We start from the raw sequence: 14488 nt of genomic DNA on the forward strand, positions 1-14488 counted from the left end.
GCCAAAAAGATGCCGTAAAGTAAACACACATTCCTGCTTCTTTACAACATCTTTTTCCTATTTACTGCCGTCTGTCTTCAGCGCCCGCATGGCATTAAGGATTGCGATGACTGCAACTCCGACATCGGCAAAAACCGCTTCCCACATATTGGCCATTCCAAATGCGCCCAGAACCAGCACGAGCGCCTTCACCGCGAGAGCAAATACAATATTCTGGCGGACAATCCGAATGGTCTTTCTGGCAATCGCCGTAATCTTCGCGATTTTGGCCGTATCATCATCCATCAGGACAATGTCCGCCGCCTCAATGGCCGCATCTGATCCCATGCTTCCCATGGCAATTCCCACATCTGCCCTTCCAAGAACCGGAGCATCATTGATACCGTCCCCGACAAAGGCAAGTTTTGCTCTTTTTTCTCCACTGCCGCTCATCTCGTCAAGAAGCTGTTCCACCAGTTCTACCTTATCTCCCGGCAGTAGTTCTGTATAGACTTCATCGATTCCCAGCTCTTTTGCCGCTTCCTCCCCGGCCTCTTTTTTATCTCCGGTTAACATCACGGTCTTTTTCACGCCGGACTGTTTGAGAAGGCGGATTGTCTCCGGCGCCTGCTCTTTGATCGTATCGGAAATTACAACTGTTCCTTCAAATTTTCCGTCCAATGCGAGATATACAACCGTTCCGATACCCCGGTACGGCTCAAACGAGATCCCGTATGTCTGCATCAGCTTCCCGTTTCCGGCAAGAAGCTCTTTTCCCCGGTAAACGGCACAGATCCCGCATCCTGAGATTTCTTTTGCATCACTGATCTTTTCCGGCGTTACATCCTTTTTTTCTTCCAGATATGCTTCCCGTATGGACTGGGCAATAGGGTGATCGGAATACGCTTCCGCCGCGTAGGCAAGGGTTAAAAGCTCCCTTTTCTTCTGCTCCGGGAGAACCTCAGTCACCTTGAATTCCCCTTTTGTCAGTGTTCCGGTCTTGTCAAAAACAACTGTCTCCACATCCGCCATCGCTTCCAGATAATTGCTTCCTTTCACAAGTACCCCGGCCTTGGATGCAGCCCCGATACCACCAAAAAAACTGAGCGGTACAGAGATTACCAAAGCACACGGACACGAAATCACGAGAAAGATACACGCCCTCTGGATCCAGTTACTCCATCCTCCTCCCAGAACGACCGGAGGGAGAATCGCAAGAATCACTGCCGCAATGACAACTACCGGAGTATAATACTTTGCGAATCTGGTAATAAAGTTTTCCACTTTTGCCTTCTTGCTGCTGGCATTTTCTACCATCTCCAGAATCTTGGAAACTGTAGAATTCTCAAACTCTTTTGTCACACGTACATGGAGGATACCGTTTCCGTTAATACATCCGCTGATGATATCGGATCCCGGAGTCACTCTCCTTGGAACCGATTCTCCTGTCAATGCGGATGTATCGATCATAGAAGTTCCATCCACCACCACTCCGTCAAGCGGAATCCGCTCACCTGGTTTAATGATAATCACACTTCCAGTCTGAACATCATACGGATCGACCTGGACAAGCTGTCCATCCTCCTCCATGTTGGCATACTCCGGACAAATATCCATCAGTTCCGCGATCGATGCCCTTGAACGGTTCACCGCATAGCTCTGAAACCATTCCCCTACCTGATAAAAGAGCATGACGGCAACCGCTTCCGCATATTCACCTACTCCAAATGCCCCGAAAGTAGCAAGCGTCATAAGAAAGTTTTCATCAAAAATCTGTCCGTTCCGGATATTTCTGGCTGCCTTCCACAAAATATCCCAGCCTATTACCAGATATGGAATCAGATAAAGAAGAAATCCTTTCGGAAATTCTTTCATTCCTTTCACAGTTCCTGTCTCTTTAAGAATCAAGAGTACTGCATAGAGAAGAAATGCCACAGCAATTCTTACCAGCATCTTTTTCTGCTTTTTCGTCATTTTCCTTTTCCCTTCCGGCAGGCCTGTGCTTCCCACTGCCAGCCTGTATAACCATTCCGGATCCTGGCATTTATCTCAATCCTGGAATTCCGGTATTTTATTAAAACATATGAGCAATTATTCATATATTCCGTTTTAACTATACATAGAATTGTAAGCGCTGTCAATAGGTTTTCAGAAAATCTTCCGAACGGGTTTTCAGCAGAAAAAAAGCTGCGGGTTGCTTCTCCCCGCAGCTGTATGTTTTCTTAATCGTCCCTCTCCTCGAAGGTCTCTTTTAATTTGTCCATAAAGCCTTTTTTCTTCGGTTTCTCCGGTTTTTCTTTTTCCGGTTCCGGCTGATTCAGGGAATTGCCTGAAAGAGCGTCAAACCGTTTGAGTGCTTCCTTTGCTTCCGGACTTAATTTTTCCGGTGTCTGGATCACAAGGGTGACGTACTGGTCTCCCCTCACCTTTGGATTCCGCACGGACGGTACTCCTTTGCCTTTCAGTCTTACCTTCGTATCTGTCTTTGTTCCAGGTTTAACAGTATAGATGACTTCCCCATCCACCGTCTTGATGCGCACATCTCCGCCGAGGGCTGCCTGTGCAAATGAAATCGGCGCTGTGGAGAAAATATTCATGTCCTGTCTCTGGAAGATCGGATGTCTGGATACCGTTACTTCCACAAGCAGATCTCCTCTTGGTCCTCCATTGGTACCCGGCTCACCTTTGTCCCGTATTCTGACACTCTGTCCATTGTCGATTCCGGCCGGAATTGATACCTGAATGGTTTTCTTGCTTGAGATATAACCGGTTCCTGCGCAGTCCGGACACTTTTCACGAATAATCTTGCCGGAGCCATGACAGTCCGGACATGTCTGTACATTCTGCACCGTTCCAAAGAAAGACTGTGAGGTGTAGACAACCTGGCCTCTGCCACCACATCTCGGACACGTCTCCGGACTGGTTCCCGGTTTTGCTCCTGTTCCCTGACATTTCTCACATGGATCTTTCAGAACGATCTCAATTTCCTTTTCACAGCCGAACACAGCCTCTTCAAAGGTGATCCGGACTCCTTTCCGGATATTCATACCCTTCATCGGGCCGTTACTGGTGCGGCCGCTTCTTCTTCCGCCGCCGAAAAAGTCTCCGAAAATATCACCGAAAATATCGCTGAAATCCGCACCGCTGAAATCAAAGCCGCCGAATCCGCCTGCACCGCCTGCACCGCCGCCTTCAAATGCCGCATGACCAAACTGATCATACTGACGGCGCTTATCCGGATCACTTAATACAGCATACGCTTCAGAAGCTTCTTTGAACTTTCTTTCTGCTTCCGCATCTCCTGGATTCATATCCGGATGATATTTTTTCGCAAGCTGACGGTATGCTTTTTTCAGTGTTGCGTCATCGGCATCTCTGGATACTCCCAGGACTTCATAGTAGTCTCTCTTTGCCTCTGCCATAATCGTTACCTTCCCTTTCTATACAGTAGGCGCTGCCGCGTATCCTACATTTCGGTATCGGGGACCCCGGATCAAGCCGGAATCCACACACGCACAGAGATTGCGCCGAGCGCAATCTCTGTGTTCTGCCTGTTATCCGGCAGTATTATACTTCTTTATAGTCTCCGTCTACGACATCGTCATATCCTTCCGGTGCCGGTCCTGACTGTGCATTTCCACCCTGAGGTCCTGCTCCCTGAGCACCGCCCTGTGGATTTGCCTGCTCATACATCTTTGTGAAAAGTTCCTGAGAACTTGTCATCAGTTTCTCTTTTGCAGCTTTGATTTCAGCGATATTCGCTTCTGTCATTTCTTCTGCATTCGGATATTTTGCAAGGATATCCTTAAGAGCCTGAATATCAGCCTCTACTGCTGATTTTCCGGCTGCATCGATCTTGTCTCCAACATCTTTAAGTGCTTTTTCTGTCTGGAATACAATCGCATCTGCCTCATTCTTTGTATCAACAGCTTCTTTTCTCTTCTTGTCTGCCGCTTCAAATTCTGCTGCTTCTTTAACCGCTCTGTCGATATCTTCATCAGACATGTTGGAACCTGCTGTAATTGTGATGTGCTGTTCTTTTCCTGTTCCAAGGTCTTTTGCAGATACATTTACAATACCATTTGCATCGATATCGAATGTTACTTCAATCTGCGGGATTCCACGTGGTGCCGGCGGAATTCCATCCAGTCTGAACTGTCCGAGGGACTTGTTGTCTCTTGCGAACTGTCTTTCACCCTGTACAACGTTGATATCTACTGCTGTCTGGTTGTCTGCAGCTGTAGAGAAGATCTGACTCTTCTTTGTCGGGATTGTTGTATTTCTTTCAATCAGTCTTGTTGCAACACCACCCATTGTTTCGATGGAAAGTGACAGTGGTGTAACATCAAGAAGAAGGATGTCGCCTGCGCCTGCTTCTCCGGCAAGTTTACCACCCTGGATGGAAGCACCAAGTGCAACACATTCATCCGGATTCAGAGATTTGCTTGGCTCTTTTCCTGTCAGCTGTCTTACTTTATCCTGTACAGCCGGAATACGTGTAGAACCACCTACCAGAAGTACCTGGCCAAGATCTGACGGACGAAGTCCTGCGTCAGAAAGCGCTCTCTGAACAGGCTCTGCTGTCTTTTCTACCAGATCGCTTGTCAGTTCATCAAATTTTGCTCTTGTCAGATCCATATCAAAATGTTTCGGTCCTTCAGATGTTGCTGTGATGAACGGAAGGTTGATATTGGTTGTTGTAGCGGAAGAAAGTTCTTTCTTTGCTTTTTCTGCTGCTTCTTTTAATCTCTGAAGAGCCATCTTGTCATTGGAAAGGTCTACGCCTTCTTTTGCCTTGAAATCAGCCAGCATGTAGTCTGTGATCTTCTGGTCGAAGTCGTCACCGCCAAGTCTGTTGTTTCCGGCTGTGGAAAGTACTTCGATAACACCGTCTCCGATATCGATGATGGAAACGTCGAATGTACCGCCGCCAAGGTCGTATACCATGATCTTCTGTTCTTTTTCATTGTCAAGTCCGTAAGCAAGTGCTGCTGCTGTAGGCTCGTTGATGATACGTTTTACATCCAGTCCTGCGATTTTACCGGCATCCTTTGTTGCCTGACGCTGTGCATCATTAAAGTAAGCAGGCACTGTAATAACTGCTTCTGTCACTTTCTCACCAAGGTATCCTTCTGCGTCTGCTTTCAGTTTCTGAAGGATCATTGCAGAAATCTCCTGCGGAGAATACTGTTTTCCGTCGATGTTTACTTTCTCATTTGTTCCCATCTTCCTTTTGATGGAAGAAATTGTTTTGTCTGCATTTGTAACTGCCTGACGTTTTGCAGGTTCACCTACAAGACGTTCTCCGTTCTTTGTAAATGCGACTACGGATGGAGTCGTTCTTGCGCCTTCTGTATTTGCGATAACGGTCGGCTGTCCACCTTCCATTACGGCAACACAACTGTTTGTTGTACCTAAGTCAATACCAATAATTTTGCCCATAATGCATTCCTCCTGATTTATTTCATTTTTCTTAATTAGCTACTTTTACCATGCTGTGTCTTACCACACTGTCACGGTACATATACCCTTTCTGGAATTCCTCCACGATAATATTCTCACCGGCTTCTTCGTCTTCCACATGCATCACCGCATTATGAAAGTCCGGATTGAATTCCTGTCCCAGGGCCTCGATCTGCTTGACGCCTGCGTCTTCCAGCGTCTTCATAAGCTGTCTATATACTTTATCCATGCCGTCTACAAACGGATCGTCTTTCTTTCCGTCTTCAACGCTCTGGAACCCTCTCTCGAAATTATCGATAACAGGCAGGATCTTCTCAATGATGTCCTTTGCTCCAATCTCATACATGGCCGATTTTTCTTTTTCAGTACGCTTTCTGTAATTGTCAAACTCCGCCATCTGGCGTGTCAGCTTATCGGTCAGATCTTCGATCTTCTCATCTTTTGGATCCTTTTTATTCTTTCTTTTAAAGAATCCTTTCTTTTCTTTGCCGTCGTCCGAAGCTTCCTGGCCGTCTGTGCTTTCCGGCGCGCCGGTCTCTTCTGCTTCATCCTGTGCGGTTTCATCCTCTACAGGAATCTCACCGTTTTGCTCAGCCTGCTTTTTCGCTTCTTCTACGGCCTCTTTTACCATTTCTTCCTGATTCTTACTTTCTCCCACCAGGATACCACCTTTCTGCTTTTGCTCTATTCTTTTTTGTGAAATATCGTATCCAGCTCAGTCTGCAGTGTTTTCAGTGTGTCCATGACATGTTCATAGTCCATACGCTTCGGTCCGATAATCCCTATCGTTCCCTGCATGCCTTCTCCTAATTCATAGGTTGCTGTCACAATACTGCAGTCCTTCATGTTCTGTACCGGAGTCTCATTTCCGATATAAACCTGTATTCCCTTAGTGTCACTGGAAAGTGTCTGGGTGACAAGTTCCGAAAGCTGCTGTTTCTCCTCAAAGGCACTGATGATTTCCTGTGCGCTTTGCTTGTCGGATAATTCCGGATAACGGAAAATGTTGGTGGCTCCGCTTGTATAGATCTCCATGTCCTGATCGAGCTGAATCACATTGCCTACCGCGTCCAGCACATCGCTGATCACTCCGCTGTGAATGCCTGCCTGTTCTTTGAGCTTGGCAATCAGTCCCAGTGTAATCTGATCGATGGACATGCCGTTCAGCGTCGTATTCAAAAGCATGTTCAGCTTTAGAAGCGTCTCGCTTCCCAGATCCTGGTCAACCCGGATGATCTGGTTCTTGACAATGTTTCCTTCCAGCACAATGACTGCGATCAACTGTTCCTCATCAACCTGGGAAAGCTGAATAAATTTCAGCCGGTTTTTCATGCTGACAGGCGCGGATACCATCGTGGCGTAATTTGTATTGTTAGCCAGTACTTTCGCCGCCTGTTTCAAAAGCTGATCCATCTTATCCGCCTTCTGAAGCATCTGTTCCTTGATTTCCGTCACTTCCTGCTCTTTATCCTGCATGAGCATATCGACATAAAGCCGATATCCCTTGTCAGACGGAATACGTCCTGCAGACGTATGAGGCTGAAAAATATATCCAAGTTCTTCCAGATCCGCCATCTCATTCCGGATTGTAGCGGAACTTAAATTCAGATCGGTGTACTTGGAAATCGTTCTGGAACCAACCGGCTCACCTGTCTCCAGATAGTTCTGAATGACTGCTTTTAATATCTTCAGTTTTCTTTCACTCAGTTCCCGGATTAATTCCATTCAGATCCTCCTTCCGTCTTATTAGCACTCATTTATTTCGAGTGCTAATATCTACGTTTACTAATTTAGCACTCTCGCACACATTTGTCAACACCGATTCTGTATCTTTTTTGTGTCTTTCTACATATTCAGAAGTCCGACAGCAAGGATCACCATCCCATACGCTGTCCACTGTTTTTTCGTAAGTTTCTCCTTAAAAAGGATCACTCCTGCTGCTCCTATTACCGCCATCGCCGCAATGCTATAGGTCGGATAGGCAATGACCGCAGGGACATCGGCCAGTGCCCACAGCAGAAACCGGGCCGAAAAATAATTTGGAATTCCAATGAGAACTCCAAATAGAATTTCATTTTTTGTAATCCGCTCCCTGTTTCGTGCAACAAGCAGACCACTGATTACTCCGGAAACAAGAAAGGAAAGCATCAGGAAAAAGCTTCCAAAGGATGTTTTCCCGTATGCGTCATAAAACTTGGCCATGGCATCTCCCAGGCCTCCGCCAAGTAAAAGAAGTACAAGTCCGGCCTTGGAGCTTCCTCCCGTCCGGACCGCTCCTTTCTCCAGATTAATGAGCAAAATGGCAACCACCGCAATCAGAAGTCCGATTCCCTGGTTCCATCCTGGTTTTTCTCCAAACCAGAGGACTGCAAGCGCGGACGGGACGATCACGCCAAGCTTCATAAAGGTAGAGGACAGGATAACGCCGTTTTTCCGCACATTCCACTGCAGGAGAATGAATGCCCCGCAGTAAAGCAGACCGGTCACCACGCCAAATCCCACGGCTGTCATAGTACCGGCTTCCCCGATATGTCCCAGGTTTTTTCCCGTTGTCAAAAGCCCTGCAATGACGCAGACCGCGTAGTTCATCAGCAGAATCCCGTATTTTCCCCGACAGTACGTCTCACTTGCACGCATGAAAATGGAAACACCTGCGCTGCAAAGAACTGCCAGAATCAGATTGATCATGAGCTTTCCTCCTCTCCCTCATCCTGCAGAAAGCAGGCCATCACATGATTGCTCACATCAATTCCCCGGTCTGTTAAAGCGATACGCCCCTGCTTTCTTTGTATGAGATGCTCCTGTTCCAGTTCCCGGATCTCATCTCCATAAATTTCTTCCACCATATGGTGAAACCGCGCCGCAAACTCTGCTTCGGAAACACCTTCCATCATTCTAAGCCCCAGAAACATCGTCTCTTCCTGAGCTTCCCGCCCGGATAGTTTCTGCACTTCTTCCCTTGTCAGAAGCAGCGCTTCTTTCGGCTCGTTTTCACTCCAGATTTCCACATATTTCTTCCTGTCCCGGAGATTACTCCACCTCTGCTCTTCAAAAAGAGAGGCTGCCCCGACTCCAAATCCCAGATACGGAATTCTTCTCCAATAACCGATATTGTGTCTGCATTCTTTCCCTTTCTTTGCGTAATTGGAAATTTCGTACCGTTCATATCCGTATCCGTGCAGAATCTCTTTTGTCCGCTCATACATCTGCCGTTCGGTCTCTTCATCCGGCAGGGGCGGATGGTCCTTTGGATGATCCGTCTTCTCATACCATTTCCAAAACAGCGTCCCTTCCTCCAGAATCAGACTGTACGCCGAGATATGCTCCGGACAAAGACTGCATACCCGTTCCAGTGTCTTCTCATAACTTTTCAGTGTCTGACCCGGAATTGCAGACATCAGATCGATATTAATATTGGCAAAACCTGCCTTTCTCGCCGCCTCATACGTGTTTCGAAAATCCTGCCATGTATGAATTCTTCCAAGAGTATGGAGCTCCTGGTCATTCGCAGACTGTAACCCGATACTCAAACGATTGATCCCGGCCTTTCGATACGCTTCCATCTTCTCTTTTCCATCAGTCCCCGGATTGAGTTCCATAGTAATCTCCGCATTCGGAGAAAGCGAAAATGATTCCCTCACCGTCCTGAGAATCCCGTCAACTGCCTCCGGCGGCAGAATCGACGGCGTACCGCCTCCCAGAAAGACAGTGCTGACTTCATATTCCTCTGCCATTTTCGAAGCAACGCTGATCTCCCTCCGAAGAGCCCGGACATACGCTTCCTGCTCCTCCCTTCCGGCAGGGCCGGACAGGAAATCACAATACGCACATTTCTGCACACAGAAAGGTATATGAATATATATTTCCAGTTCTTGTTTCATCTATTTATCCTCATTTCATAATCATTATTGGGGACGTGTACCTGTGCATCGGTACACGTCCCCAATGAAAAAAATAAAACAATTCTGACTATTTGTCGTCGAGTTTCAGTACGCTCATGAATGCTTTCTGTGGAATCTCTACGTTTCCTACCTGGCGCATTCGTTTCTTTCCTTCTTTCTGTTTTTCGAGGAGTTTCCGTTTTCGGGAGATATCTCCTCCATAACATTTTGCAAGGACGTCTTTTCTGAGTGCTTTTACTGTTTCTCTTGCGATGATCTTTCCGCCGATGGCTGCCTGGATCGGAATCTCAAACAGCTGTCTTGGAATTTCTTCTTTTAATTTTTCGCACATCTTGCGTCCTCTGTCGTAGGCGCTTCCCTCAAAAACGATGAAGGAAAGGGCATCCACCTCTTCTTTATTGACAAGAATGTCGAGTTTCACGAGGGAGGACTGTTTGTATCCGAGCATCTCATAGTCGAAGGATGCGTATCCTCTGGATCTGGATTTCAGGGCGTCAAAGAAATCGTAGATGATCTCATTGAGCGGCAGGTGGTAGTGAAGGACCGCTCTGGTCGCTTCGATGTATTCCATTCCCTGGTATTCTCCTCTTCGTTCCTGACAGAGGTCCATGATTGCCCCGATGAATTCGGAGGTTACCATGATCTCCGCTTTGACCATCGGCTCTTCCATGTAGTCGATCTCACTTGGCTCCGGCAGGTTGGACGGATTTGTAAGTTCGATGACTTCGCCGTTAGTCTTGTGGACTTTATAGATAACGCTTGGTGCGGTTGTGACGAGATCCAGATTGTATTCTCTCTCCAGACGCTCCTGGATAATTTCCAGATGAAGCAGTCCTAAAAATCCGCAGCGGAATCCGAATCCGAGTGCAATGGACGTCTCCGGCTCAAACTGAAGGGAAGCGTCGTTTAGCTGAAGCTTCTCAAGGGCATCCCGGAGATCCGGGTACTTGGCTCCGTCTGCCGGGTACATACCGCAGTATACCATCGGGTTGACTTTCTTATATCCCGGAAGCGGCTCGTCGCACGGACGATCTGCGTCTGTAACGGTATCGCCGACTCTGGCGTCTTTTACATTTTTGATGCTGGCGGTGATATAGCCGACCATTCCTGCGCTCAGTTCGTCACATGGAATAAAGCGTCCGGCTCCGAAGTAGCCGACTTCTACAACCTCTTCTTTTGCCCCGGTTGCCATCATCTGGATTTTGGTTCCTTTTTTTACGGTTCCTTCTTTGATCCGGCAGAATACGATGACTCCTTTATAGGAATCATAGACCGAATCAAAGATCAGTGCCTGAAGCGGGGCCTCCGGATCTCCTTCCGGTGCCGGAATCTTATGCACGATCTCTTCGAGCACCTGGTCGATATTCAGTCCGGTCTTGGCGGAGATCCGCGGTGCGTCTGTGGCTTCAATTCCGATGACGTCTTCAATTTCTTCTGCCACACGGTCCGGATCCGCACTCGGCAGATCGACCTTATTGATTACCGGAAAAACATCCAGATCGTGATCCAGTGCCAGATAGACATTTGCAAGCGTCTGTGCTTCCACGCCCTGTGCCGCGTCCACCACGAGAATTGCCCCGTCGCAGGCCGCAAGGCTTCTGGATACCTCATAGTTAAAGTCCACATGTCCCGGCGTGTCAATCAGGTTGAAAACGTATTCCTCCCCGTCCTTTGCCTTGTAGACTGTGCGGACTGTCTGTGCCTTGATTGTGATTCCTCTTTCCCGTTCCAGATCCATATTATCCAGTACCTGGGACTGCATCTCCCTGCTTGTCAGAAGTCCGGTATCTTCAATGATCCGGTCCGCAAGCGTCGACTTCCCATGGTCGATATGGGCAATGATGCAGAAATTCCGTATATGTTTTTGATCAATTACTGACAATGTAAAATCCTCCAATCAACTCATTATAACTGCTGTATCTTATATTAACTACTGTATTGTACAATCAGAAGCTCCACCGCCATTGTATCGGCAAGCCTTCCTGTCTTGACCTCCTCTTCTGTCGAAGCACAGTCCTCCAGAATCTGCCGAAGACTGGAAGGAGAAAACTTCTGTGCCTGTGCCAGATAGCGTCCCACCGCAAACGGCGGAACCTTGACATTTTCACTGATCTCTTTTTTCCCGTATCCCCGTCTGTTCATCTCAGATACTTCCAGCAGAATACGGAACTGCCGTGTCATCAGAAAGAGAATCCGCATCGGCGGCTCTTTTAAGGCCAGCAGATCATAATAATACATCAGCGCCTGCTTCTGCTTCTGATCTGCCACGGCATTGACCATGTCGAAAATCTTGTTGTCTATGTGGGTCGTACAGATTTCTTCTATATCATGAATGGTAATCTCCTGTTTCCCAAGAGTATAGCAGAACAGCTTCTCAAGCTCGCCGTGGATATTTTCCATATCTTCCCCGACTTTCGTGAGAAAATACCGGACCGTCGACTGGGTAATCTGCCGTCCTTCCTTCTTCACCATGGAGAGTACCCATTTCTGCAAAGTATTGCCGTCCTGTCTGGTCATCTCCACAATGCGCCCTTTTTCCTTTACCGCCTTGTATAGCTTTCCCCGCTTGTCCACTTCGCTCTCCACAAAAAGAAAGCACGTCGTCTCCGGCATGCTGCGGATATACTCCGCAAGCTCCGGAGAGGCGCCTTTGAAAAATCCGGTGTCCTCCATCACAATCAGTCGTCGCGGGGCGAAGAACGGAAGCGTCTCGGCAAGATCGATGACCTGTCTGACATCCGTTCCCTTCCCCTCGTAATACGCATAGTTCATCGTATCCCCTTCGGGGAGCATCGCCTTGGAAAGCCTGTCCTTATACTGCTTTTTGAGATAGCTCTCCTCACCGTACAAAAGATATACCTGTTTAAATTGTCCTGTTTTGAGATCTTCATTTAAACTTTTCATACCGCTATTCTAGCATAGAACATGTTTTTCCGTAAACACCCTATTCCAAAAATTTTCGGATGGTCATTGTCTCCCCTTTGACCAGCAATGTGATGGCTCCGTCCTCTTTTGTACAGAATGTCTGGATTCCACAGGTTTCCAGACGTTTCAGAAGCTTTTCTCCCGGATGTCCGTATGGATTGTCTTTTCCCGCAGAAATCAGTGCATACCTTGCATTGTTCTGTTCTAAAAACGCTTCTGTCGCTGCTCCGTCAGAACCGTGATGGGGAACTTTCAGTACGGTATAGGTTCCTGAACCGCTTTCTCCCTGTAAGAAGTCTTCTTCTCCTGCTCCTTCCAGATCCCCGGTAAAGAGCATGGAAAACTTCCCGCTGGAAAGTTTTAAAATCATGGATGCTTCATTTCCCGGTTCTCCTCCATATTCTTCGGAAGGGCCAAGACAGGAAAGCTCTGTCCCTGCCCTGTCCCGGATTGCTTCCCCCGCTTTCATGGTCCGCACTTTTGTCCCTGCTCTTTTTGCGGTCCGTGCCAGATTTTCAAGACCTTCATCCCACAGATGCTGCTCGGGCAGAACCAGTGTCCGGATGCCGACGCCCACCTCCTGGCGCTCCAGCATTTCCTGTATCCCGCTGATGTGATCCGTATCCCCATGGGAAATCAGGACATAATCCAACATCCGGATTCTCTTGCTTTCCAGAAACGGCTCCAGCGTGTATTTTGCCAGCATCTCTTCCGATGTGCTTCCTCCGTCTACCAGACAGTCCAGTCCTCCCGGCATCCGGATCAAAATCCCGTCCCCCTGACCCACGTCTATCATGGTGACTTTCAGCTCTCCGTAATGCTGACTCCATGGACCAAGAAGCAGAGTCAGTGCAAATATAAGGGCGGACATCCCCGATTTTCCCTTTCCTTTTCGGAACAGCAGATATACCAGCATCAGTAAAAACAGATAGAGAAGAATCTGGATTGTATCCGGTTTTCCGGTGACAATTCTTGCCAAAGGCAGTTTCAGCATGATCCGGCAGTTCCATTCGTAAAACATCAGAACCGCCTTACTGATCCAGAGAATGACATCCGCAAGAGGGGGCAGCACCAGACAGCAGATGCTTCCCAAAAGACCGGCTCCCATGACAACCGACATCATCGGAATTACCCAGATATTCACAAGGACCGAGTACAGCGGAAATTCATAATAGGAAGAAAGAAGGACCGGAAAGGTCAGAAGCTGAATGCACAGCCCCGGATACGCTGCCCAAAGCAGTTTCTGCCGGATGGTTTTCTTCCTTTTTATTCCAGGAGTTTTCTCTTTTTTTCTTTCCTTGTCTTTCAGTTCCTCCAACCGGATTCGCAGCTCTTCCCCTCCCCAGATGGCAAAGATCGCACCAAACGAGAGGAGAAATCCCGGATCAAATACGGAAAGAGGCGCTGTCCCCACAATCACAGCAGCGGAAACGACAAGGCTTGTCAAAAGGTCATAGACTCTTCCCGTCACCTCTGCTCCCATCCGGATAAAATACATGTAAACTGCTCTTCTTGCCGAGACACTGAATCCCGTCATCACTGCATACGGGAGCAAAACAAGGATGCCCAGGGCGGCGCTTCCAGAAAACGGGACTCCCGCCTTTCGCATTGTCCGGTAAATCAAAAGGCCGATAAAGGACACATGAAGCCCCGAGACCGCCAGAAGATGAGCAATTCCGTTTTTCTGATACAGCTCTTTCACCTCCGGATCCAGGGCACTTTTATCTCCCAGGAGAATTCCGCTTAAAACCGCACCCTCGTCCCCCATTCTGTCCAGAAGTTCTTTCTTCCACCGCTCCCGAAGAGAGGTAATCCATTCTTTTCCATATTGAATTGTGTTGTCTGTAACTTTGATTGATTCCGGAAAGATCATTCCGTAGATATTCTGATTCTGATAATAAGACCGGGAATCGAATGTTCCCGGATTAGAAGCCCTTTCAAACAGATGAAAGGTGCCTGTGACTATGATCGTATTGCCGATCCTGTAATCGCTCCACTCGGAGCTGTAGATGATATACGCCCTGTCTCCCGCACGAAGATACCATGTCGGGCCCTTTTCCCTTTGTTCTCTTTTAAAAATACGCCCGCTCACACAGATCTTTTCTCCGTCCATCCGCAGTACTTCCGGCGGGAACTCCCATTTGGCTCCCGCCCAGAAGACCAGACAGCGGATCACAAGAAAAACAAGGCACATTACTGCAAGCGGCCTGTTTTTCAAT

Annotated in this window: 10 protein-coding genes; all 10 read right to left on the reverse strand. The window is 47.9% G+C overall.

Annotated features, from left to right (window positions below; all coding sequences use genetic code 11):
- Positions 1-57: 57 nt before the first annotated feature.
- Positions 58-1953 carry a heavy metal translocating P-type ATPase gene (locus B5G11_RS09125; protein WP_087252991.1) on the reverse strand — a complete coding sequence of 632 codons (1896 nt, stop codon included), beginning with the start codon at positions 1951-1953 and terminating at the stop codon, positions 58-60.
- A 248-nt stretch (positions 1954-2201) separates the two neighbouring features.
- Positions 2202-3401, reverse strand: a complete 1200-nt coding sequence (dnaJ, locus tag B5G11_RS09130) for a molecular chaperone DnaJ (RefSeq protein ID WP_087167380.1) — start codon at positions 3399-3401, stop codon at positions 2202-2204.
- Between the two features lie 145 nt (positions 3402-3546).
- A complete protein-coding gene (gene dnaK / locus B5G11_RS09135; protein ID WP_087167381.1) occupies positions 3547-5421 on the reverse strand; it encodes a molecular chaperone DnaK in 1875 nt (624 codons plus the stop codon).
- A gap of 31 nt (positions 5422-5452) precedes the next feature.
- Positions 5453-6103 (reverse strand): nucleotide exchange factor GrpE, encoded by a 651-nt coding sequence (gene grpE / locus B5G11_RS09140; RefSeq protein WP_343215492.1) that lies wholly within the window; start codon positions 6101-6103, stop codon positions 5453-5455.
- A 23-nt stretch (positions 6104-6126) separates the two neighbouring features.
- Positions 6127-7167 carry a heat-inducible transcriptional repressor HrcA gene (gene hrcA / locus B5G11_RS09145; RefSeq protein WP_087167382.1) on the reverse strand — a complete coding sequence of 347 codons (1041 nt, stop codon included), beginning with the start codon at positions 7165-7167 and terminating at the stop codon, positions 6127-6129.
- Positions 7168-7287: 120 nt separating this feature from the next.
- On the reverse strand, positions 7288-8130 hold the full coding sequence (locus B5G11_RS09150; RefSeq protein WP_087252993.1) for an EamA family transporter: 843 nt from the start codon (positions 8128-8130) through the stop codon (positions 7288-7290).
- Positions 8127-9323, reverse strand: a complete 1197-nt coding sequence (gene hemW / locus B5G11_RS09155; protein ID WP_087252995.1) for a radical SAM family heme chaperone HemW — start codon at positions 9321-9323, stop codon at positions 8127-8129. Before hemW ends, B5G11_RS09150 begins: the two co-directional genes overlap by 4 nt.
- A gap of 88 nt (positions 9324-9411) precedes the next feature.
- Positions 9412-11226, reverse strand: coding sequence for a translation elongation factor 4 (lepA, locus tag B5G11_RS09160; protein WP_087167385.1), 1815 nt, complete (start codon positions 11224-11226; stop codon positions 9412-9414).
- Between the two features lie 44 nt (positions 11227-11270).
- The gene (gene holA / locus B5G11_RS09165; protein WP_087252997.1) at positions 11271-12248 is read right to left on the reverse strand and encodes a DNA polymerase III subunit delta; all 978 of its coding nucleotides are present in this window, start codon (positions 12246-12248) and stop codon (positions 11271-11273) included.
- Between the two features lie 40 nt (positions 12249-12288).
- Positions 12289-14487 (reverse strand): DNA internalization-related competence protein ComEC/Rec2, encoded by a 2199-nt coding sequence (locus B5G11_RS09170; protein ID WP_087252999.1) that lies wholly within the window; start codon positions 14485-14487, stop codon positions 12289-12291.
- Between the last annotated feature and the right edge of the window lies 1 nt (position 14488).

Source organism: Drancourtella sp. An57 (assembly GCF_002161525.1).
Taxonomy (GTDB): domain Bacteria; phylum Bacillota; class Clostridia; order Lachnospirales; family Lachnospiraceae; genus Sellimonas; species Sellimonas catena.